Origin of the sequence: Aeromonas sp. 602396, assembly GCF_049173735.1 — a bacterium.
Lineage (GTDB): Bacteria > Pseudomonadota > Gammaproteobacteria > Enterobacterales > Aeromonadaceae > Aeromonas > Aeromonas veronii_A.
In genome coordinates this window covers 122,968-144,878 of sequence record NZ_JAAKSD010000003.1, presented here as the reverse complement: position 1 = coordinate 144,878, position 21,911 = coordinate 122,968, and the positions used below count along the sequence as shown (strand labels likewise).

Annotated in this window: 22 protein-coding genes; 7 read left to right on the top strand and 15 right to left on the bottom strand. The window is 61.0% G+C overall.

Annotation, left to right across the window (positions count from 1 at the left end; genetic code table 11):
- Positions 1-98 precede the first annotated feature (98 nt).
- A complete protein-coding gene (locus tag G5229_RS06185; RefSeq protein WP_216953036.1) occupies positions 99-701 on the bottom strand; it encodes a nitroreductase family protein in 603 nt (200 codons plus the stop codon).
- Between the two features lie 273 nt (positions 702-974).
- Between G5229_RS06185 and G5229_RS06180 the strand changes: the two genes are divergently transcribed.
- Both G5229_RS06180 and G5229_RS06175 read left to right on the top strand, forming a co-directional pair.
- Positions 975-2,510: a diguanylate cyclase domain-containing protein gene (locus tag G5229_RS06180; protein ID WP_421208800.1), complete on the top strand. Its 1,536-nt coding sequence runs from the start codon at positions 975-977 to the stop codon at positions 2,508-2,510.
- Between the two features lie 247 nt (positions 2,511-2,757).
- Positions 2,758-3,240: a YMGG-like glycine zipper-containing protein gene (locus G5229_RS06175; protein WP_421208799.1), complete on the top strand. Its 483-nt coding sequence runs from the start codon at positions 2,758-2,760 to the stop codon at positions 3,238-3,240.
- Between the two features lie 96 nt (positions 3,241-3,336).
- Here G5229_RS06175 and G5229_RS06170 read toward each other — a convergent pair whose 3' ends face one another.
- From G5229_RS06170 to G5229_RS06150, 5 genes are all read right to left on the bottom strand, one after another.
- On the bottom strand, positions 3,337-4,293 hold the full coding sequence (locus tag G5229_RS06170; RefSeq protein ID WP_421208798.1) for a D-2-hydroxyacid dehydrogenase: 957 nt from the start codon (positions 4,291-4,293) through the stop codon (positions 3,337-3,339).
- A 143-nt stretch (positions 4,294-4,436) separates the two neighbouring features.
- Positions 4,437-5,201 carry a DUF3530 family protein gene (locus G5229_RS06165; RefSeq protein WP_421208797.1) on the bottom strand — a complete coding sequence of 255 codons (765 nt, stop codon included), beginning with the start codon at positions 5,199-5,201 and terminating at the stop codon, positions 4,437-4,439.
- Positions 5,202-5,335: 134 nt separating this feature from the next.
- Positions 5,336-5,902 (bottom strand): elongation factor P, encoded by a 567-nt coding sequence (gene efp, locus G5229_RS06160; protein WP_005335100.1) that lies wholly within the window; start codon positions 5,900-5,902, stop codon positions 5,336-5,338.
- A 45-nt stretch (positions 5,903-5,947) separates the two neighbouring features.
- The gene (earP, locus tag G5229_RS06155) at positions 5,948-7,174 is read right to left on the bottom strand and encodes an elongation factor P maturation arginine rhamnosyltransferase EarP (protein WP_421208796.1); all 1,227 of its coding nucleotides are present in this window, start codon (positions 7,172-7,174) and stop codon (positions 5,948-5,950) included.
- 96 nt (positions 7,175-7,270) lie between these two features.
- Positions 7,271-8,314, bottom strand: coding sequence for a GMP reductase (locus G5229_RS06150; RefSeq protein ID WP_005348017.1), 1,044 nt, complete (start codon positions 8,312-8,314; stop codon positions 7,271-7,273).
- Between the two features lie 381 nt (positions 8,315-8,695).
- Here G5229_RS06150 and G5229_RS06145 point away from each other — a divergent pair, with 381 nt between their 5' ends.
- Entirely contained in the window at positions 8,696-9,190 is a 495-nt protein-coding gene (locus G5229_RS06145) for an ATP-dependent zinc protease (RefSeq protein ID WP_081990717.1), read from the top strand.
- 38 nt (positions 9,191-9,228) lie between these two features.
- Here G5229_RS06145 and G5229_RS06140 read toward each other — a convergent pair whose 3' ends face one another.
- The 7 genes from G5229_RS06140 to G5229_RS06110 form a co-directional block, all read right to left on the bottom strand.
- A complete protein-coding gene (locus G5229_RS06140; protein WP_216950291.1) occupies positions 9,229-10,665 on the bottom strand; it encodes an ATP-binding protein in 1,437 nt (478 codons plus the stop codon).
- The gene (locus G5229_RS06135) at positions 10,662-11,348 is read right to left on the bottom strand and encodes a response regulator (RefSeq protein ID WP_005335091.1); all 687 of its coding nucleotides are present in this window, start codon (positions 11,346-11,348) and stop codon (positions 10,662-10,664) included. The genes G5229_RS06140 and G5229_RS06135 overlap by 4 nt, the downstream gene beginning before the upstream one ends.
- A gap of 130 nt (positions 11,349-11,478) precedes the next feature.
- Positions 11,479-12,111, bottom strand: coding sequence for a tetratricopeptide repeat protein (locus G5229_RS06130; RefSeq protein WP_216950292.1), 633 nt, complete (start codon positions 12,109-12,111; stop codon positions 11,479-11,481).
- Between the two features lies 1 nt (position 12,112).
- On the bottom strand, positions 12,113-12,982 hold the full coding sequence (locus G5229_RS06125; protein ID WP_216950293.1) for an SDR family oxidoreductase: 870 nt from the start codon (positions 12,980-12,982) through the stop codon (positions 12,113-12,115).
- Positions 12,983-13,016: 34 nt separating this feature from the next.
- Complete coding sequence (locus G5229_RS06120; protein WP_123172521.1) at positions 13,017-13,670, bottom strand: TenA family transcriptional regulator; 654 nt, start codon at positions 13,668-13,670, stop codon at positions 13,017-13,019.
- Complete coding sequence (locus G5229_RS06115; protein WP_421208795.1) at positions 13,667-15,163, bottom strand: AMP-dependent synthetase/ligase; 1,497 nt, start codon at positions 15,161-15,163, stop codon at positions 13,667-13,669. Before G5229_RS06115 ends, G5229_RS06120 begins: the two co-directional genes overlap by 4 nt.
- Positions 15,160-15,819 carry a thermostable hemolysin gene (locus G5229_RS06110; RefSeq protein ID WP_421208794.1) on the bottom strand — a complete coding sequence of 220 codons (660 nt, stop codon included), beginning with the start codon at positions 15,817-15,819 and terminating at the stop codon, positions 15,160-15,162. Before G5229_RS06110 ends, G5229_RS06115 begins: the two co-directional genes overlap by 4 nt.
- A gap of 144 nt (positions 15,820-15,963) precedes the next feature.
- Here G5229_RS06110 and G5229_RS06105 point away from each other — a divergent pair, with 144 nt between their 5' ends.
- Positions 15,964-16,611 carry a class I SAM-dependent methyltransferase gene (locus G5229_RS06105; protein WP_159157454.1) on the top strand — a complete coding sequence of 216 codons (648 nt, stop codon included), beginning with the start codon at positions 15,964-15,966 and terminating at the stop codon, positions 16,609-16,611.
- Between the two features lie 46 nt (positions 16,612-16,657).
- Here G5229_RS06105 and G5229_RS06100 read toward each other — a convergent pair whose 3' ends face one another.
- Together G5229_RS06100 and G5229_RS06095 are read right to left on the bottom strand one after the other, a co-directional pair.
- Entirely contained in the window at positions 16,658-18,046 is a 1,389-nt protein-coding gene (locus G5229_RS06100) for an NAD(P)/FAD-dependent oxidoreductase (RefSeq protein ID WP_421208793.1), read from the bottom strand.
- A gap of 28 nt (positions 18,047-18,074) precedes the next feature.
- Entirely contained in the window at positions 18,075-18,998 is a 924-nt protein-coding gene (locus G5229_RS06095; protein WP_421208792.1) for an ABC transporter six-transmembrane domain-containing protein, read from the bottom strand.
- A 107-nt stretch (positions 18,999-19,105) separates the two neighbouring features.
- Here G5229_RS06095 and G5229_RS06090 point away from each other — a divergent pair, with 107 nt between their 5' ends.
- From G5229_RS06090 to G5229_RS06080, 3 genes are all read left to right on the top strand, one after another.
- The gene (locus G5229_RS06090; RefSeq protein WP_151286109.1) at positions 19,106-19,699 is read left to right on the top strand and encodes a TetR/AcrR family transcriptional regulator; all 594 of its coding nucleotides are present in this window, start codon (positions 19,106-19,108) and stop codon (positions 19,697-19,699) included.
- A gap of 108 nt (positions 19,700-19,807) precedes the next feature.
- Entirely contained in the window at positions 19,808-21,034 is a 1,227-nt protein-coding gene (locus tag G5229_RS06085) for a winged helix-turn-helix domain-containing protein (protein ID WP_421208791.1), read from the top strand.
- A 91-nt stretch (positions 21,035-21,125) separates the two neighbouring features.
- Complete coding sequence (locus G5229_RS06080) at positions 21,126-21,875, top strand: substrate-binding periplasmic protein (protein ID WP_103250772.1); 750 nt, start codon at positions 21,126-21,128, stop codon at positions 21,873-21,875.
- Positions 21,876-21,911: the final 36 nt, after the last annotated feature.

Here is a 21,911-nt window from a genome sequence, read left to right as displayed (position 1 = left end):
TGACGACCGCAGATTGCGGTATGAACCATCGCTATCCGAACTCTTGATGTCGCAATAAAAACGCCCCCGAGATGCGGGGGCGTTTTGCTATCTGGCCGTTATTTGAAAACGCGGAAACGGGTGGCATCGTCGATGAAGGTCTTGTCGCCGGCCGGTTGCTGGATGCTGCCAAAGGGCATCTGGGCACGCAGCAGCCAGCTGGCTGGCAGGTTCCACTCCTTGCGTACCGCCTCGTCGATGAGGGGGTTGTAGTGTTGCAGGGAGGCGCCGATCTTCTCCTGGGCCAGGGTGGTCCAGACCGCAAACTGGGCGATGCCGGTGGCATGTTCCGACCAGATGGGGAAGTTGTCTGCATAGAGGGCAAACTTTTGCTGCAGATCCTTGATGACGTCGGTGTCTTCGAAGAACAGCACAGTGCCGAAACCTGCGCGGAAGCTGCCATCCACCTTGGCCTCACTCTGGGCGTAGGCCTCCGGCGGCACGATCTTTTTCAGCTCGGCTTTGACGATATCCCACAGCTTATGGTGCTGGGCGCCAAACAGGATGACGGCGCGGGAGCTCTGGGAATTGAAGGAGGAGGGGCTGTGCCTGATGGCATCCTGGATCAGGGCCGTCAGTTGTTCCGGTGTATGGGACACCTGGCTGCCCAGGGCATAGATGGTACGACGTGCTTTGATCTGTTCGATAAACGGACTGCTCATAACATCTCCTTGTTCTGCTTGGCGTTGCAGCCGGTGATGGACGGTGTGTCCAGCGCCGGCCGCGTCAGGTATAGACTATAACACCCGCAATGCAGAGCGGGGTTAACCCGGGGTAACTAGCGTTTTTCCTGTCAGTTGATATTCGTTTGCGAACCTTGATGTTTTGTTAGTATTGGAAATGTCATTAAAGGGGCGTTGAAGTGATATTAATCAATGATTCACTCTCCTTTCTCTCGCACAATCCCGCTATGTTTTCCCCTGTTCGGATGTCATGTGAGCCGCTCGTATCTCAACAAGCGTTACTATGTGCTGGCCCCCCTCTCCGCACTGCTTGGCTTGTTGATCCTGATCGTGACTATCATCATGGCCATTGCCAGCTATCTGCGGGATATCGACATGACGGTATCCGGCTTCGGTCACATGGCTTCCTCCGTTGAGGCGTCCTTGATCCACGAGATGGTGAAGGTCAATGAGCGGCAACTGGCAGTGCTGGAGGGCTCCCTAGACAAGGAGAAGATAGCCCGCGGCGAGCCGGCCGACTCTCCCATCTGGGCTATTGCCCATCAGATCAAGCCCGGCAACCACTATATCTACTTTTACAACCTGAAAGCGGATCGCATCGACAGTTACCCGGAGTGGCTCGCGCCCCCAGGTTATAAGGCAGCGCTGCGCCCCTGGTATCAGGTGACCGCCATGCCGGGCGACGAGCCCGTCTGGTTTGGCCCCTACCCTGAATACAATACTCAGGAGCTGATTCTCAGCCTGATCAAACGGGTGAGGGACGAGCAGGGGCAGTTGCTGGGTCTGCTGATGGTTGACATGTCATTCGACTCGCTGCAGCAGGCGCTGCAGCGCACGGTCGGTAGTAATCAGGCGGCACTCTATCTGACCTTGCGTGACACTGATCAGCTGGTAGTGGGCAGCAATATGGATCTGCTGGCGACCAACACCATCAAGCAGCATCAGAGTCAGCAGTGGCTCGGCCTGGATGTGCTGTGGCATGGGACTTATATCAAGCGTGAGCTGGCGGATATTGGTTGGGATCTCAACATCTATCTGCCGCCAGTACTGTTTCGTGACAGCCTCTACGATGCGTTGCAGATGGTGGTTTTTCCACTGCTCTCTCTGTTTGCCATCTGGTGTTGCAGCCTGAGTCTGCTGGTGCGGATCTTCCGCCAGGAGCAGGAGCTGGTGTCGGGCTCATTGACCGGCATCGTGCGCGATCTGGAGCGTTCAGCGCCTGTCAGTGAGCCCAAGACCTGGTTCGTGCGGCGTAGCCTGAACGAGATCGATCAGGTCAGGGCCAGTTTTCTCAAGGGGCAGGATGCGCTGTTGCGGGATCCCCTGACCGGTATCATGAACCGACGAGCCTTCGAGCAGCACAAGACGGCACTGGAGCAGAGGGGGGCGTGCTTCTGGCTGCTGCTGTTTGATGTCGATCACTTCAAGGGGATCAACGACAGCCAGGGCCATGCCTTCGGCGATCAGGTGCTGTGTCGGGTGGCCAACTGTCTTGCTGATGTGCTGGGGGTGAGTACGGTTTACCGGATAGGTGGGGATGAATTTGCCGCTCTGCTGCAACAGCCACAGGATGAGTTGGCGGAGAAACTCGGTTGTCTGCTTGAACTGGTGCGTCAGCAACAGTGGCGTGAACACCATGGGCCGATCACCCTGAGTGCCGGCGGCGCCTGCCATTCTCCTGCCGCCGGCCCTATCTTCGAGCGGGCTGATGCAGCCCTCTACCGCAGCAAGGAGGCTGGCCGTAACTGCTGGCACCTGGCTGAAGGGGTGGCAGGGGCCCTTGACTGACAGCTTTTGTCCCAGCGCGCTGACTATTCGACAGGACGCGGCTGCCAGGTTATCGGTCACTTTGTCGTGACTGTCTGGTTCAATGTTCATTTTCACGTTTTAATTCAATAGGTTGATTCTACTCTTCCTGTATTGGCTGTGACTGTACTGCCATCGACTGTCGCATCCCTGTTTTCTGCTGGCTGGCGAACCTGATAGCTCTTTGTATAGTGCTGCTGATTATTAATCAGGTTTGACAGGAGTATCCATGGATATGAGTACGCGTGGCATCGGTGCTCTGGCTCTGCTGGGGGCGTTATTGCTGGGCAGCACTGCGGCCCACGGTTCGGAAACTCTCAACACCATTCTCGGTGGCGGGGCGGGCGGGGTGGCGGGCACCATGATCGGCAAGGAGCTGGGTGGCGATACCGGTGCGCTGGTGGGGGCTGCGTTGGGCGGTGCGGCCGGTGGGGCTGCGACGGCCAACAAGGGCAACAAGAATGAAGCGGCCCTTGGCGGCGCGGTGGGGGCGCTGGGCGGTGCCGCCATCGGCAAGAGTGTTGGTGGCGATACCGGGCAGCTGATCGGCGCCGGGGTCGGCGGGGCGAGTGGTTCGGCCATCGGTGCCAAGACCGGCGATGGCCACAAGAGCCAGGATCGCTATTACGATGATGACGATGATCATCACCATCACAAGCACCACAAGAAGTACAAAAAGCATAAGAAGCACAGATGGCATGACGACGATTGATGTGCGCGCAGTGAGTGCGGAAGATGCAAAACGGGGCCTGTTGGTCCCGTTTTGCATGGTGTGGTCACTCGATTTTGCGGTGACTCGCTCGTGCGGTTACACCAGCCGGTGCTGGCGGCGACCGGCGGCAAAGGCGTTGATGTTGTCGATAAGCTGGTCGGCCAGCCGCTGCATCGACTCCTCGCTGGCCCAGGCCACATGGGGGGTGAGGATGAAGTGAGGGTATTGCAGTGCCTTCATCAGGGGATGGTCGGGGGGCGGGGGTTCGACGCTCGCCACATCGAAACCGGCGCCGCCGAGGCGGCCGTTGGCCAGCGCCCGCAGCAGCGACTCTTCATCCACCAGACCGCCGCGGCCGACGTTGATCAGCAGGGCGCCCGGTTTCATCAAGCCCAGCTCCCGCTCGCCAATCAGGTTGCGGGTGTAGGGGGTGAGCGGGCAGTGCAGGCTGATCACATCCGAGCTTTGCAGCAGCTCGTCGAGCGGCAGGCGATCCTCGTCGTGGCTGGCGCCGACCTGGCTCTGGGCGTAACGCACCGTCATCCCCATCCCCTTGGCCCGTTCGCCGAGGGCCTGACCGAGCGTTCCTTTGCCGATGATGCCAAGCTGCTTGCCGTGCAGATCCATGATGTTGTGATCGAAGAAGCAGAACTGGCCGCTCTGTTGCCAGCGCCCCTCCAGCAGCGACTGGCGCCAGCAGAAGAGGTTGCGCGACAGGGCCAGCATCAGCGCCATGGCGTGCTCCGGCACCGAGGGGCCCGAGTAGTTGCGGATGTTGCATACCCCGACGTTGGCAGCGCGGCACGCCTCCAGATCCACGTTGTCGCTGCCGGTGGCGGCGAGCGCAATGAGTTTGAGCTCCGGCAGCTGGGCCAGTTCGGCGGCACCGATGCGCACCTTGTTGATGATGGCGATGCTGGCATCTTTCAGCCGTTCGACCACCTGTTCCGGTGCCGTGCTGGGATAACTCTGCCAGTGGTGGGGAAAGTCGGGATGATGCAGGGTGATGCCCGCATCCAGGGTATCGCTGTCGAGAAACACAATCTGCTGCATGGGCCTTCCTGCCATTGTTCAGGTTCGAGAGGCCATGATGCCAAAGAGGATGCGGTCAGGGCCAGATTGTCGCCGTGGTAGGGCTGGGCTTTATCCGGCAGATGTGAGCTTGCGCGCTTTATTGCGCCACGCTAGCGGCCGGTTTAGAGCCAGCCCAGATGGTTGAGCCAGCCCTGAATGCGGGTGGGGGTCTCCTCCAGCTCCATCAGGGCGTAGGGGCGATAGTTGAGCTTGTTGCTGCGCCGGCTCTCGCTTTTGCGGGCCTCGGCGGCCAGCAGGGGCCAGCGACCGCCATCCTCCTGATAGAGGTCCAGGGTGGGGATGGCCGCCTGAGCCACCTGTTTGGCCAGGGTCTGGTTGCTCTGCTGATTGGGGAAGAAGCCATCGAGCAGCACCAGTGCATCGGGGGCAGGCAACTGTTCGCTGGCGATGAGGTTGGTGGTCCAGGCGGCGCCGGTACCTTGCGCCAGGATCAGCTTGAAGCCCCCCTCCTGCAGCTTGGCATCGGCCAGCTTGTTGATCCGCTCGGCAAACTGCTTGCGAAATGCATCGCTGTTTTTCGCTTTTTTCTCGGCGGCTGGGTCCAGTTCGGTCTGCTGGGGGGAGGGCAGCAGCAGCAGGGTATCAAAGCCCAGTCGACCGAGGGCGCGAGTCAGTTGCCAGAGCTGGCCGCTGCGCTGCCAGTCGGGCAGTAAAATGGCGAGCCCCAGATAGTTTTCACTGTCGTGTTTGGCGAACAGCACCGTCTGCTTGTCGATCTGGGTGGCATCGGGTAGCCCTTTCCAGTCGCTCGCTTGCCAATGGTCGAGGGGCATAGGTTCGGCAACGGGGGGGGCAACCTCGCTCGCCTCTGCCCCATGGCCAGCCAGCAAGGTCAATAACAGCAGTGATAAGGATAATCTGGCCATAGTGTGCTCCCCCAGTTATCTGGGTTAGCGGCGGCGGCGGGATTTTCTGAAGGCGGGCGATGTGATGGCAACTCGGAGACAATAAAAAAGCGAGCCGGAGGCTCGCTTTTTTGCAATCAATTCAAAGCGGTCAATTAGTTGACGCGACGCTTGAATTCACCGGTGCGGGTATCGATTTCGATCTTGTCACCGATCTCTACGAAAGCGGCAACAGCCAGCTCGTAGGTAGTGCCTTTCAGACGGGCAGGCTTGGTCACTTTACCGGAGGTGTCGCCACGGGCAGCCGGCTCGGTGTACTCAACTTCGCGCACGATGGTGGTCGGCAGTTCTACGGAGATGGCTTTCTCGTTGTAGAAAGTCACTTCACACAGATCTTCCATGCCGTCTACCAGGTAGTTCAGCACGTCACCCAGGTTGTCTTTCTCTACGTCGTACTGGTTGTACTCGGTGTCCATAAAGACATACAGGGGGTCAGAGAAGTAGGAGTAGGTGCACTCTTTACGTTCCAGCTGAACAACGTCCAGCTTGTCGTCGGCCTTGAAGACGGTCTCGGTAGCGCTGCCGTTCAGCAGGCCCTTCAGCTTCATTTTGACCACGGCGGAGTTACGGCCGGATTTGTTGAATTCAGCCTTCTGAACCACCATCGGCTCGGTGCCGATCATGACTACGTTACCAGCGCGGATTTCCTGTGCGGTTTTCATGTAAAAAATTCCTGTTCGTGAAACGGACGGATAAAAACTGCCAGATTATATACGGCTTTCCAGAAATTTCACCAACCGCGTGACGAGATCCCCGTCCCGGAGCAACTTCTGTGACCAGCTTCGCCCATGTTGCTGCCAAATAGCGCTATATCGGGGCCATTGGGCCCAAAGTTCGCGGCAATCTTCGCCACGATTGAGGGCCAGATTGAACCGGCGCAGCCATTGGGCGCACTCGGCGGGCAGATCGGCCAGATCTGACAAGTCAGATAAGTAGTGGTCAAGGAACTGCTCCAGCTTGACCAGATGAGCATCCTCTTCCTGCTGGTAGATGTGCCAGAGGAAAGGACGGGCTGCCCACTGGGCCCGCACGAAGGAGTCCTCCCCGCGTACCAGATTGAGATCGCAGCTCCACAGTAGCCGATCGTAACCGGCCTGATCGGTCATCGGCAGCAGCTTGATGGTGAGGTTGCCAGAGTGGAGCAGATCCCCCGCCTTGGCGGTGGTGATGGCCCCTTCAAGGCCTGCGCCGCGCAGCACATCCTGCAGCGAGCGGCCCAGCGGCAGCAGCAGGGTGACGGGCGTGGCGCTCTGGCACCAGCTCTCGACCAGACTGTTCAGCGCCTCGCTCTCGTAGGTAAAGAGGCTGACCCGCAGCTCGTGCTCTTGTCTGGGCGGCAAACCGAGGCTGGCCCAGTAGGCTGCCAGTCCCGCATCATCTTGCTGCCACTGCTCCCGTTCGGCGATGAGGTCGTGCTCGCATAAAAGGCCGCCGGTTTTAGCGGTAAAACCCGGGAAGAAGAAGTATTTGTTGAGGCTCTGGTTGCCAACCCGCTGGGGCGAGGCGAGGCCGTGGCAATCCTCGACCCAGCTCTCCGCCGAGAGGTACTCCAGATTGATCCAGCAGGGGGGCTTGGGTTGGCTCGCCATCAGTTCGGCCATTCGTTCAATGAAGGGGGCGGGCAGCTCGCAGGCAAAGGCCTCGATCACTACCCTGGCCGGGGTCATGTCGGTCGGCAGGGTATCATGCCAGTGCTGGATATAGATCCCATCGACCCACTGACCATCCTGCGCCGGGTCGAGCCCGGGGCAGATGCGGGCGAAACTTGCCAGATCGTCCACCCAAAGCCGCACCTGAACCTCATCGCCATGTGCCGCTATATTCCCCTCCCGCTTTAGCTGGCGGGCAAGTCGCCAGGTGACACCGATGTCGCCGAAGTTGTCGACGACGCAGCAGAAGATATCCCAGTCAAACGGGGGCAGGTGAGTGGTCATGGCTCGGGATCCCAGATGCAAAAAAACCGGTGCGCAGGGTAGCACACCGGTTGACTGGCTTCTAACCGTCAGCGCGTGACGGCGGTCTGTGGCAGGTTACTCCTTGCCGTAGACGTTGTTCTCTTGCTCGCGTACCCGGATAAAGGTGGTGCGCTTGGTGAGCTCTTTCAGCTGGCTGGCACCCACGTAGGTACAGGTGGAGCGAACGCCGCCCAGAATGTCGCGCACGGCGTTCTCGACCGGGCCGCGGTAGGGCAGCAGCACGGTTTTACCCTCGGAGGCGCGGTATTCGGCGACGCCGCCAGCGTGCTTGTCCATGGCGCTGGAGGAGCTCATGCCGTAGAACTTCATGAAAGGCTCACCGTCTACATCGACGATCTCGCCACCGCACTCCTCGTGGGCTGCCAGCATGCCGCCCAGCATCACGAAGTCGGCGCCGCCGCCGAAGGCTTTGGCGACGTCGCCCGGGCAGGTGCAGCCGCCGTCACCGACGATCTGGCCGCCGAGGCCGTGGGCCGCATCGGCACACTCGATGATGGCGGATAGCTGCGGATAGCCGACGCCGGTCTTGACTCGAGTGGTGCAGACCGAGCCCGGGCCGATGCCGACTTTGACGATGTCGGCGCCGGAGAGGATCAGCTCTTCGACCATCTCGCCAGTCACCACGTTGCCCGCCAGAATGACGTGGTTGGGGCAGGCTTCACGAATTTTGCGCACGAACTCGACGAAGTGTTCGGAGTAGCCGTTGGCCACGTCGACACAGATGAAGCGCAGCGCTTCGGACATGGCGAGGATCTGGCGGGTCTTGGCGAAATCTTCAGCCGAGGTGCCGGTGGAGACCATCACATGGCCCAGCAGCGCCGGGTCGGTCTCGTTGACGAAAGCTTGCCACTGCTCAAGGCTGTAGTGCTTGTGTACCGCGGTCATCATCTCGAAACCGGCCAGCGTGCGTGCCATGGCAAAGCTGCCGACGGTATCCATGTTGGCGGCGATAACGGGTACGCCTTGCCATTGGGTCTGAGTGTGTTTGAAGGTGAACTGACGGGTCAGGCTTACTTGGGAACGGCTCTTGAGAGTAGAGCGCTTGGGGCGGAACAGGACATCCTTGAAACCGAGCTTCAAGTCTTCTTCGATACGCATTACAAATTCCTTATTGAGCCTTGTTGAAAGTCACTTTTGCAGTGGCAAATTTTCGGCAGGCGCAAAAAAACCGGTGGTTTTCAGGCCCTCCGGTTTACAACAGTGTAGGCAAAAATCCCTTCAGAACAAGACTGATAATTCGCTCATTGTTGTGGTAGCCTTTGGCGTCACAACCTGAGGTTAACCACCAGTTTCATCCAGCACCGTTCGGTGCCTTGCTCTCCTGCGATATTCCCGCCCGCTTGGGCCGCCATTCGGCCACTCTTTGTCGTCTCTCTCCTGACCCGCCAGATATTATCCAAGTAGCTGAAATAAATCGGATTGACCCACAATGGGACTGTGGTAGATCTGGGCGCAGGATTGACAAGGCAGGGCAGTAAAATGGGCAAGATGATGGTGGGGATCACCCTGATGCTGGCACTGTGTGGCAGTGCGCTGGCAGAGACCCCGACCAGCTATGGCTGGATCGAGAAGGGACTTATTTTGCCCACCGGCGTGGCGGTGAAGATGAAACTCGACACCGGGGCGCTCACCTCTTCCCTCGATGCACGCTCTATCACCAGATTCAAACGGGATGGCAAGCCCTGGGTGCGCTTCATGTTGGTGGTGACCGATGCCGACAGCGGCAAACTGGTCAAGCAGCAGTTCGAACGGCGGGTCGAACGCAGCGTGACGGTGCGTGGGGCGGGCGGCATGGAGCAGCGGCCAACGGTGACCATGTCCATCTGTCTGGGGGACAAGGTGTATGAGGAGTGGTTCACCCTGCGGGATCGCAGCAAGATGATCTATCCGGTGCTGCTGGGCCGACGTCTGCTGGCGGAGCTGGGCCCGGTGGACTCCAGTCGAACCTTTACCGTGCAGCCAGATTGTCATTGAAAGTAAAGAGCCCGCATCGCGGGCTCTTTACTTATCGCTTATCTTGCCGGCGGCAGCGGGAGCAGCACGCTCACCTCCAGCCCCCCTTTCGGCCGGTTGTGGACATCGAGGTCGGCGCCGTGCAACTGGGCGATGCGTGAGACGATGGCCATGCCGAGACCCACGCCATCCCCCTGCTGGGGATTGACCCGAAAGAAGCGTTCATACAACCGGGGCAAGGCGCTGGCGGGAATGCCGGGGCCATTGTCGCTCACATCCACCCTCACCCGATTGCCCTCTCGCTGAACCCGCACCCTGATCTCGCCCTCCGGCTGGGTGTAGCGCAGCGCATTGTCGATCAGGTTGCTAAACAGCAGTTCGAGCAGGGTGGCCTGCCCCATCACCAGCTGCGGCACTTCACACTCCAGCGACAGCTGCTGATCCTTCTTGAGCGCGATGGGGGCCAGGGTCGCCAGGGTGCCTTGCAGCAGGTGGCCCACCTCCAGCTCGGTCAATACCAGCCCCTGTTGGTTGTCGATACGAGCCTGGGTCAGCAGTTGGCGGATCAGCCGATCGCTGCGGTCGAGGGCCTGCAGCATCTTGTGCAGGGATTGCTGGCGGCTCACTTCATCTTCGGCAGCCAGGGCATTTTCACTGTGGATCCGCAGCACCGCCAGCGGGGTGCGCAGCTCGTGGGCCGCCTCGTTGGTAAACTGTTTCTCCCGCTCTATGGTCTCCGCCAGCGCCTGCATCAGCCGGTTGATCTCGTTGGTGAGGGGGGTCAGCTCCTGAGCGCTTATCTTGAGGCTGAGCGGGCTCAGGTTGGCGGGGTGACGTTCACTGATGGCCTGGGCCAGCTGACGCAGGGGGGCCAGCCCGCGGGTGATGAGCCACCAGAGCAGGGCCAGCAGGAAGGGCAGGGTGATCAGCAGCGGCAGCATGGTGAGGGTGGCCATCTTGCTGGCCAGTTCGCTGCGCTCGTCGTCCCGCTCGGCCACCACCAGCCAGGTCTGCTCCTGCTGGTTGTAGAGAGTGAAGGTGCGCCACTGGTGATTATCTTTTTCGACCGTGTCGAAGCCGATGGCCAGGGTGACCAGCGGCTGATCCGGGGCGCTGGGGGCGCGCAGCAGCAAGCCGCCCTTTTCATCGAGCAGCTGGAAGTAGAGATTGCGTTCGAACTCGTGGCCGTAGGGGGTGATCTCCCGATCCTCGCCGGTCAGGTTGAGACTGGGGTCTTTTTGCCACTCATCGGGATTTTGCGCCTCCCACTCCTGATAGACGGTGCCGTTGGCGGGCAGTTGCCCCTGCTGGGCCATGTAGCGAGCAAGCAGCTGATTGGTGATGCGGGCCGACTGGGCGAGGCGGGCATCAAACAGCTCCTCCATTTCGTGGCTCGCCTCCATGTAGCCGATAAAGGCGCTGATGGTAAGACTCAGGCTCACCAGCGTCAGGATACCGGTGAGCAGAAAGCGGCGAATGGAGCGGGGACGTTTCATCGTGCGGGTGTCCGGCTTGGCTGTTCGAGCTGGGGAATGATGTAGCCGACCCCGCGAATATTGCGGATGAGGTCGCTGTAGAACTTCTTGCGCAGATGGTGGATATGCACCTCTACCGCGTTGCTCTCGGCCCCTTCATCCCAGCCGTAGAGGCTCTGTTGCAGCTGATCCTTGCTCAGCACCCGGCCGCTCTGGCTGATCAGCTCCTGCAGCAACTTGTATTCATGGGGGGTGAGTTTGACCGCTTCCCCCTGATAGGTGACCTGCTGGGATTCGGGATAGATGAGGATGTCGCCATACTCCAGTACCGCCTGAGCCTGCCCCTTGCTGCGACGAACCAGGGCGCGCAGGCGGGCGTTGAGCTCCTGCAGGGCGAAGGGCTTGACCATGTAGTCGTCGGAGCCGGCATCAAGGCCGACCACCCGATCGTCCAGCGCATCGCGGGCGGTGAGGATCAGCACCGGCAACTGGTGGCCTTCACGCCGCAACTTGCGCAGCAGGCTGAGGCCATCGATGTCGGGCAGGTTGAGATCGAGGATCAGGGCGGCGAACTCGTCGCTCTTGAGGGCTGCCAGAGCGGGCAACCCCTGTTGCAGCCAGTCCACCGTGTAGCCGCTATGGCGCAGTGCATCCTGCATACCATCCCCCAGCATCACATCATCTTCCACCAGCAGGATCCGCATTCTTTTCTCCCTGTTTGTTGGGTGTGGCGATCTGGCTCAGCGCCAGGGCGTGCCGTGGCATAAACAACCCTGCCCACCAGTATGCAAGCTGGTGGGCAGAGTTTAAATAGTTCTTTGATCCATCAGGATTTTATAGCTTGGCCAGCCGATCGCGGATCTCCATTCTGCGCCCTTCGTCGGCCACTTCGCGGCCCGGGCGAGCCGGGGCGGCCAGCGCCTTGTCGAGATAGGTTTTGGCCTCGGCCTTGCGACCCTGATCCAGCAGGAAGTCGCCATAGAAGAAGTTGGGGTCGATGCCATCCGGATTGATGGCCAGCGCCTGCTTGAGCAGCTGCTCTGCCTTTTCGTCATCGCCAAAGCCGACCGGCCAGCCGGGCACCTGATAGTAGAGGGAGCCCAGACTGGTGTAGGCAGAGCCGTCCAGCGCCTTGGGATCCTGCTTGAGCGCCAGCTCCAGCTTGGCTTTGGCCTCTTTCACCAGACCCAGTGCCCCCAGCCCCCCTTTGGCCCCCGCCCAGGTGCTCTTGACGATGGCCGACCAGATCAGCAGATCGGCGCGAAAAGGCTCCTTGGCGCTGGCCGCTTCGGCCTGGGTGCTCAGGGTTTCGAGGCAGCTCTCTTTCGCCTTGCCGCTCTGTTGATACTGGCAGACGGCCCACTGTTGCTGGATGGGGACGAGGGCATCACCCGCGGCCATGACTGAGGTGGATCCCAGCAGGATGGCGATGGCACAAGAGGTCACTGATTGACGGAAAAAGTTCATATTAATGCTCCTTCTTGGTCGGGATCGGGCGGGACAAGTCTGGTTGTGGCGCGCTGTTGGCGCCAGCATCAGCCGTCCCTGGCTGAAGATGACGGGCATAACGTTTGATGATCGGCAGCTGTCTGGCCAGCGCCTTGTCGACAATGCCGGGCAGCATGGCATTGAGCCGCACGAACAGTTTTTCCGGCCAGCCGAGCCAGCTGCGGCGGGTTTCGTTGCACAGGGCGATGACCGCCTCTTCGGCCACCTCCTGCGGGCTGTCGGTCTGGGTGCCTAGCGCTGCATTCATCTCGTAGGCAGCCTCGGAGTTGAGCTTGGTGCGGGTGGCGCGGGGGGCAAAGTGCAGCACCTTGATGCCGCTCCCCTCCAGCTCCCGTCCCAGCGCTTCGCTAAAGCCGCGCAGGGCAAATTTGCTGGCGCAGTAGACGCTGTAACCGGGGTAGCCGATGCTGCCCAGGCTCGAGCCCATGTTCATGATGATCCCCGGCTTGCGCATGGTTGGCAGCAGGGCACGGGTGAGCTGGATGGGCGCCTCGATATTGAGCAGCAGTTGGCGCTCCACCTGCTCGAAGCTCTGATCTTCCAGCCAGGCAAACTGGTTGCAGCCAGCGTTGTTGATCAGGATGTCGATCCCATGCTCCAGCGCCGGGTGTTGCAACAGCTTGGCCCGCTCCTGTGCAGAGCCGAGGTCGGCGAGCACCACCTGATGGCGCTCGGGATGAGGCAGTGACTTGCACAGCCGCTCCAGTGCCGGGCCGCGACGTCCGTGCAGCAGCAGGCGGGCCCCCTGGGCGGCCAGCTCCTGTGCCAGCTCCTCACCTATGCCACCGCTGGCGCCGGTGAGCAGCACGAGTTTCCCTTCAAGGTTCATGGTATGGATTCCCTTTTTGCTGTCTGCTGCCGACTTACGGTGTGGCGGTGAGGTTGTAGAGCATCTCGCCATAGAGGCGGTAGACCACCTTGGCCCCGTGGATGATGGCGGCCTGATCTGCCGGGCTCTCGACCCGATCCATCAGGGATTCAAAGAATTTGAGGTGCTCCTGATCCAGGGCGCCGTGGGAGCTCAGGTAGCTCATCGCCTGGGGTGGCAGGCCGAGACCCTTTTTCAGCTGGTCGGCGACGGTGAGGGCGATGGCGACGCTGGTGCCTTCCAGTACCTGCACCATGCCGAAGAAGCCCATGGGGTTGCCGCGCTGGATCTGGTCATAGAGGAAGGCGACCATCAGCTCGATGGGCAGCCCGGGCTGGCCGTGGCGCACCGCCTCGGCATCGCCGCCACAGGCGCGGATATCGCTTAAGATCCACTCCTGATGGCCATATTCCTCGTCGATGTACTCGGCAATGGCGCCGCGCACCCACTCGTACTCCTGACCCAGCTTGCCGCCGGTTGCCATCAGCAGCGGAACTGTGTGGCGCACGTGGTAGTAGGCCTGCGCCAGAAAGGCGAGATAGGTGTCACGGCTGATATCGCCACGGCGGCAGGCTTCGATAATGGGGGCGTTGAACAGATGCTCGCGCTCACTGGCTGTAGCTTGTTGCAGAGTCTGGTAGAAGCTCATGACGATTCTCCTGTAAGGCATTGGCTGATTTGCCGGGAAAAGTGTTGGTAAATCTCGTTGCGACGGGGGCGCCCGTTGGCGGTCAGCAGGCCGGGATGTTGATCCAGCGCCACCGGCAACCAGTGGTGCAGCCGGGCATAATCGGGCAGCCGCTGGTTCAGGCCTGCGATCTGGCGGGGCAGATCCGCCTCTTTGCCCGGCAGGGGCTGGATCAGCGCCACGTTGGCGGGTTGACCATCGCCAAAGACCACGATGCGGGCGATGGCGGGGCAGAGCTGGGCCTCGGCTTCCACCCACTCTGGCGAGAAGTTGCGGCCAAAGGCGGTGATCTGGACATTCTTCTTGCGCCCGGTGATATGGAGGTAGCCCTCATCATCAAGATGACCCAAATCGCCTGTGGCGATCTGCATGGCAGAAGGTTCGCCGGTGGCGATCTGTTTGGGAGTTGGTTCGTTGCTGCCGAGATAGCCCAGCATGGCACTGCCGCTCACCATAATTTCGCCGTCGCTGGCGATGGTGACCTGACTGTGGGGCAGGGGGCGGCCGACGCTGCCGAGCTTGTCAGCATCCGGGCTGTTGAGCGCCACCACGGAGCCACACTCCGAGAGGCCATAACCTTCATATACCGGCAGTCCGAGCTGGCGGGCATGTTTGATCAGGTCGGGGGCCACCTTGCCGCCACCGACGGCAATAAAGCGCAGGCTCTTGAGCTGCTGGGCCAGCGTCGGGGTGCTGGTGCAGAGCGCCAGCAGCAGGCGCAGCAGTTCGGGCACCAGCACCAGACTGTGGGTCGACCAGCGTAGCAGCGCCTCCCCCAGCATGGCTGGATTGAGCGAACTGGAGCCGGTGAAGCCGAGCTCACCGAGGGACGGAATGCGGCTGCAGGCGCCGGTCAGCAGCGGCACATAAAGGCCGGTGATGTTCTCAAGCAGGGTCGCCAGCGGCAGCAGGGTCAGGTGTTTTTCCACCTTGGCTGACGCGACTCGCTCGGCCAGCGCATGGCTCACCGCCATCATCTGGGTCAGTGACAGGCAGACACCCTTGGGCTGGCCCGTGGTGCCGGAGGTGTAGGTGATCTTGGCGGTGCCCTTGGGCAGCGCCGGTCGATTGGCCGGGGTATGGCGCCAGAGCGGCAGCTCGCCGGTGATCAGCGAGAGCGGCTCGGCGGCATGCCACCCCTGATGATATGGGCCCACCAGCGCATCGGCACCGCTGCTCTCCAGCAACCAGGCCTGCTGGGCCTGACTGAAGAAGTGGGGCACCGGAATGACCACGATACCGGCGCGGGTGCAGGCGAGATCCAGCAGCGCCCAGGGCAGGCCGTTGTCCAGTTGCAGCGCCAGACGGCTGATGTCGAGCTGTTGCAGCTGACTGGCCAGACGCTGGATCTGTTGCCACAGGGTCTGGTAATCGAGGCGCTGCTGGCTGCTCAGCAGCGCTGGGGATTGCGGATCCTCGTGGGCATGTTTGGCGATGGCGTCGAACAGGCTCATTGGGCGCACCTTTTCTCACTGGTCAGGGTTGCATCGGTAAAAAGCACTGGCATGGGGGCCAGCAGATTGAGCAGCAGGCTGCTCTGGGCCAGCACCTCGCGCCCCTGATTGATGTCACCCACCATCACCTTGGGTTGGCAACGGTAGTACTCACCCCAGGCATCGGCGTCGGCTCCCACCTGATGGGCCTGTGCGGGGGCCAGCTCCACCGGGTTGAGTTGCAGGCGGGCAAAGCTGTTGCGCAGCTTGGCCGTGCCGGTAAAGACCACGTAGTCGAGGGCGTTTTCACACAGCAGACGACACAGCGCCGCAAACATCAGGCGGGCATTGCCCGGTTCGCTGCAGGCCAGATTGCCCACTTCGATAATGCGGTTGCGTGCCGGATAGACCCCGAGGCGGGTGTTGATGGCGGCCTCGATGGGTTGCTCCAGATACTGCTCCAGATAGAGAGGCCCCTCACTGGCATGATTGAGACCACAGGCACCGACCAGCGTCCCGTCCGCCCGATAGAGCCCCAGCAGACAGGGGAGGAAATGGGGGATGCGGGCGTTGAACTCGAGGGTGTAGGCGGCCTGGATATAGGTTTGCAGCGCCATGACCTGCTGCGGGGACTTGGCTAGCAGCAATCGGTAGGGGGCCTGGATCTCGGTGGTCATGGGTGACTCCTTCTCTTGCGATGGTTTGAGAGTAAAAGGGCAAACTTAAGAAACCCTTAAGGAGCAAAAAAAGTTGTCAGCGAGGCAGCGGGCAGGCAATCTGCGCCGCTGTTATCCAACAGGAAGCACCAAAGAGGAACCGCCATGTCATCCACCGTCAGCTGTCCCCTGTGTGCCAGCCATCGCAGTTATCCCCTGCCGGTGGCGGGCAAGCGCTATCATCGCTGCCTCGCGTGCGAGCTGGTTTGGCTGGATGAGGCCGATCATCTGGATGAGGCGGCGGAGAAGGCGGTCTATGACGGTCACGACAATCGGGTGGATGATCCCCGTTATCGCACTTTTCTGATGCGGGCATTTGGTGAGGTACTAGCGCGAGTGCCGCTACCTGCCAGTGGTCTCGATTTTGGCTGCGGTCCCGGCCCTGCGCTGGTGGCGATGGGGCGTGAGGCGGGTTACGACATGGTTGGATATGACAAGTTCTATGCCGACTTTCCCGAGTTGCTGACGCGTCAGTATGACTTCATCACCAGTACCGAGGTGATAGAGCATATCGCCGAGCCGCGCACGGTGCTGGCGCAGTTGTGGGATTGCCTCAAGCCCGGTGGCCTGCTGGTGCTGCAGACCCAGCGGGTGCTCAGTGACGAGCGGTTTAAAAACTGGCGCTATCGCCACGACCCGACCCACATTGTCTTCTTTGCCGAGGCATCGTTTCAGGTGCTGGCCGCCCGCTGGCAGGCCGAGCTCAGCTTCCCCCATGCCGATGTGGCGGTATTGCAGAAAGGCACGCCCTGAGGAGTGCCTTCGTCTGTTACTCGGCTGTTTCTTGCTCGGCTCTCGGTTACTCCTTGTAGCCCTTGTCCTGCCACTGGTAGTACATCAGGGCAGATTTGACGCCGATTGACTTGAACGGCTCCGGCGGCAGCCACATCGGCAGACTCTGCTCGGCATGGTTGAACCAGGGGTGCTCCTTGCCTTGGTAGAGGCTGGCCACGATGTCGCCAAACAGGAAGGAGAGGTTGATGCCGTGGCCGTTGTAGCCGAGGGCGTAGTAGATGTTCTTGTGATCCCCCATCACCCCCACCGCTTCGGTGTTGTCACCTGTCATGCCAAGAACCCCGTCCCACACCTGTTCAAACTTGATCCCCTTGAGGGCCGGATAGAGGGTCACCAGCTCGGTCATCATCATCTCGCTGACCCGGTTGAGATCGCCTTTGTAGTTGAGGCCGTCGTTGAAGACGTACTCGGCATTGCCGCCACCGATGACGATGCGGTTATCCGGGGTCAATACCAGATGGAACAGGATGTTGCGGGTGTCGTAGTAGGGCACCCGACTCTGCCACTGGATGGCGGCCAGCTGTTTTTTGGTAAGCGGCTCGGTGACGGCGCTCTGGGCGTGCACCGGAAAGACCCGTCCGCTGAAGTAGCCAAGTTTTGAGGTATAGCCGTTGGTTGCCAGCACTATGCTGTCGGCGCTCACCTTGTACTTGTCGGCCACATTGAGCTCGATCTGCTTGCCCTCCTTGATCCCCATTACCGGGCTCTGCTCGTAGATGGTGACGCCCGCCTGCTCCACCACCTTGCGCAGGGCATTGACCAGTTTCATGGCGTGTACTTGGCCGCCATTGGGGTCGTAGACCGCCCCCACGTAGCGATCGGTGCCGAGTTTTTCCTCTGTGGTATCGGCGTTCCAGTACTGGAGCGGGATGCCGAGGCGATTGGCGGTTTTCACATAGTCGCGGTACTCGGCGATATCCTCCTCATCGAGGATTGCCTCTACATAGCCATCGAGCTTGAGGTCGGCCTCGACGCCGGTTGAGGCGACCAGCGCCTGCAGCTTGCGCATGCTGGCGACGGTGAGATCGTAGTGGCGCTTGCTCGCTTCCCCCTCCTCGTAGAGATCCATCACCTCGGAGCCCGGCAACACCATGCCGCCGTTGCGGCCCGAGGCGCCGCTGCCCACCTGCTTGGCCTCGAAGATGGCGATCTTGAGCGACGGATTGGCCTTGGCCAGATGCCAGGCGCTGGAGAGGCCGCTGTAGCCGCCACCTATGATGGCGATATCGACCTTCAGGTCTTGCGCCAGCGGGGCACTCTCCTCTGCCGGTTGCTCCTTGAACCAGTAGCTGGTGTTGGGCTCAAAGTCGCTCATCTTGGGGCCGCAGGCGGCGAGGAAGAAACAGCTGATGCACATGGTCAACGCTCGTTGGCAAAGGGTGGTCGGATTCATCTTCTACTCCGGTTGCAGATACAAAATATCAAATCAGTTCATCGGGTTGGGCTGTGTTGACCCGGCGACCTATGTCTCTCAGCCGGGCCAGCTGATCGGCAAGGCCGGGCCCCTCATCCAGGCTGGTGACAAAGTTCCAGAGGTAGGTCATCACAGCATAGACATGGCCTGCCGAGACCTGGGGCTGGGCCATCAGCATGGTGATGGCCAGCAGGAACAGCAGGGAGGCGCTGATGCCGACCGCCAGAAAGGCGAGTGCCTCCCGATCCGAAATCCGGATGCGGATCCAGGCCAGCGCGCGGTAGTGGCGGGCGAGGCTGGCTGATTGGGCATGGGTGACCAGTTTGACCTCGTGTTCCAGCCGATCGTTGAGCCGCTCGTGCAGCAGCTGGTTCTTGCGCGAAAAGCCGGGCAGCAGCAGGCCGAACAGCAGCAATACCCCCATGCAAGCGATGCCGACCCAGAACTCGATCACCATCAGCATCACGGCCGCCCCGACGATGGAGATCAGGCTGGTGGCCAGGATCGGGATATGTTTCTCGAAGAAGTCGACAAACTCCCGCGCCAGGGTGACCCTCGCCACTATGGTGGATTGCCCCTCCTGCTGCTGGCGCTGGGTCAGGATCACCGGCACCGCCAGTGCCGCATAGATATGGGTAAAGGTGCGGGTATCGACCGCCCGGCGCAGGGCGCCGATGAGCCAGAACAGCAGCACGATCAGGGCGTAGCTCGAGGCCTGCAGCCACTGGCCCTTGACGATGGCGTCGATGGCAAAGCCGGCGAATAGGGGATAGACCACCAGCAGGATGTTTTCGAGGGCCACCAGCGAGAAGGTGCCCGCTAGCTTGAGGGGATTGGCCCGCGCAATCGCCCCCAGCGAACGACCGGCCGAGTGTGGCAACGGCGTGGCCTGCTCGTCGCAACTGGCTGCCGAAGTGGTTGGTGTTGTCATGGGTTATCTCCTAAGATGTCGGAAACGCTAAGTTTGAGCGAGTGCTCAAAGTTTGTTTGAGCGACTGCTCAAAGTCAAGCAGATCGATTGATATTGCAGGAGGTCAGATGGCACGCCCATCAGCAGAACAGCGCAAAGAGATGATCATCGAGGCCGTACTGGCCCTGTTTCGAGAGAAGGGGATGGCGGCATCGTCAACCCGTGATATTGCCGAGCGCACCGGTCTGGCGCGCAGCCACGTCTACCACTACTTCAAGGATTGGAAGGAGCTCTGCCTCTGCGCCGTGGAGCGCTTCACCAGTCAGGAGATCGCCGAGCAGCGGGAGTGGCTGTTGCCGCTGCCGGCCCGCGAAGCGTTGCCGCTCTTTGTGCGGGACAACCTGCCGACCAGTCAGGATGCCTCCTGGGCCATCTATCTGGATGCCTGGAACGAGTCACTGCGCGACCCGGTATTTGCCGAGAGCTACCGCAAAATCATTCTGGCGTGGCGCGAGGTGCTGGAGCAGATCCTGCAAAAGGGGATCGACAGCGGCGAGTTTGTGGCGGGCGATGCCCGGCGACTGGCGCGTCAGATCACCTCGCTCATCAACGGCTATGCCGATGACCTTATTCTGGAGCCGACCCCCGAGACGGTAGAGGCCACTTATCAAGAGATCATGCTGGTGGTCAATCAGCTGGTCTTGCCCCCGGCCCACTCATAGCGGCGCAGGCAAAAAAAGGGTGGGGAGGCATGCCAGCGTGGTGTCTCCCACGGTTTTGTTGGCCATCCGCCGGGCGCGCGATGGTCAGATACCAGGGAGCGGTTGTTGATGTCGATTACCCATTTGTCACTGCAAGATGCCCGTCATCTGCAACTGGCGGCGCAAGGGCTGCTCGCCCCCCGTCGCAGCAAGGCGACTCCGGCCGATCTGCTGGCCACCATTCGCCGCATGGCGCTGCTGCAGATCGATACTATTTCGGTGGTGGCCCGTAGCCCCTATCTGGTGCTGTTCAGCCGGCTTGGCCAGTATGAACCGCGTTGGTTGGAGCAGCTGTTGGCCGACGGCGAGATCTTCGAATATTGGGCCCACGAGGCCTGCTTTGTGCCCCGCGAGGATTATCGGCTGTTGCGCCACCGGATGCTCGACCCCGTCGCCATGGGCTGGAAGTTTTCGGCCAACTGGCTCACCACCCATCAGCAGGAGATCGACCGGCTTATCGAGCGCATTCGTCAGCATGGTCCGGTGCGGGCGGCCGACTTTGAGCGCACAACCGGCAAGGGGAATGGCTGGTGGGACTGGAAGCCGGAGAAGCGCCATCTGGAGGTATTGTTTACCACCGGTCAGCTGATGGTGCGGGAGCGACGCAACTTTCAGCGTGTCTATGACCTGGCCGAACGGGTCATCCCCGAGTGGCGTGACGAGCGGGATCTGCCGAGCGTTGAGCAGGCGCAGCGGGATATGGTGCGCGCCAGCTGCCGGGCGCTGGGGCTGGTCAAAACTGGCTGGGTTGCGGACTACTACCGGCTGCGGCGCGGCAAATATGACGCCTTGCTCCATCAACTGGCGGACGAGGGTGAACTGTTGCCGGTACGAGTGGAGGGGGGGCAGCACGGCGCCTTTGTGCACGCCTCGCTGGCCGATGAGCTGGCAAGGGCACAGGCGGGCACCCTCAAGGCAACCCATACCACCGCCTTGTCGCCGTTTGACCCGCTGGTGTGGGATCGCAAGCGAGCCAAGGATCTGTTCAACTTCGACTATCGCATCGAGTGTTATACCCCGGCCCCCAAGCGCCAATACGGTTACTTCGTGTTGCCCTTGCTCCATCGTGGCAAGCTGGTGGGCAGGATGGATGCCAAGGCCCATCGCCAGCAGGGGATCTTCGAGATCAAGAGCCTCTATCTGGAAGCTGGTGTGAGAGTGACCCGCACGCTTGCACAGGATCTGGCGAAAGCCCTGCAAAAGTTGGCTGATTGGCACCAGACACCGCAGCTTCGTTATGGTGCCATTCCGGCCAATTTGCTGGCGTTGTGGCATGAAAGCGCCCCTGCAAAGTGAGCAAAATCCCTTCTGGGCTAAGCTGCAAGAGGGATCAACAGTCCGGGAGCGGGAGATGAAACGAGTGGCAACATGGTGGGCGGGATTGGCGATGGCCATCTTGTCCCCCGCGCTATGGGGGCAAGAGCCGCCAGTGAAGATCTGTCTGGGGGAGGGCAACGAGTGGGCCCCCTTTACCTACTGGGAGCGCAAGGACGGTGTGCCCGATACCAGCCGCCTGACCGGTTCGGCGACGACGCTGGTGCTCGATGCATTGCAACAGAGCGGGCTCTCGCACCAGATCCGCTATCTGCCCTGGGCGCGGGTGCAGCAGGAGCTGGCGGATTATCGCCAGAATGGTCTGTGCGAGCTGACCTGGGATGCCAGCTACAAGCCGGAGCGGGCCGAGTTTGCCTTCTACAGCGTTCCCCTCTACTACACCCACCTCGGTTTCTTCTATCTCAAGCGCCGCTACCCCGAACCGCCGGATCTGCAGACGGTCAATCGTTCCCGGGTGTGCGGGGTGATTGGCTACAACTACACCCCCTACGGGCTTGCGCAGGAGCCACGCCGGGTCAAACAGTTGCAGCAGGCGCTCGACATGCTGGAGCGGGATCGCTGCGACTTTCTGCCAAGCGAAATCGAACCTCTGGTGGCAGGCATCAGCCTTGGCATTTACCGCAGCGAGAGCGGGTTGCTCAATCTCGCCCTGCCCAGCCGCAAGGGATTCTATCTGCTAGTGAGCAAGGGCTCCCCCCGCGGTCACCAGCTGGTGAACATCCTCAATCAGTCGCTGGTGGCATTTCAGGAAGGGGGGCATACGGATGAGGTGATGCGCCGCTTCTTGCCACCAATGGAGTAATAGCGAAGGGGGGCTGTCATTCAGGAGGAGCAGATA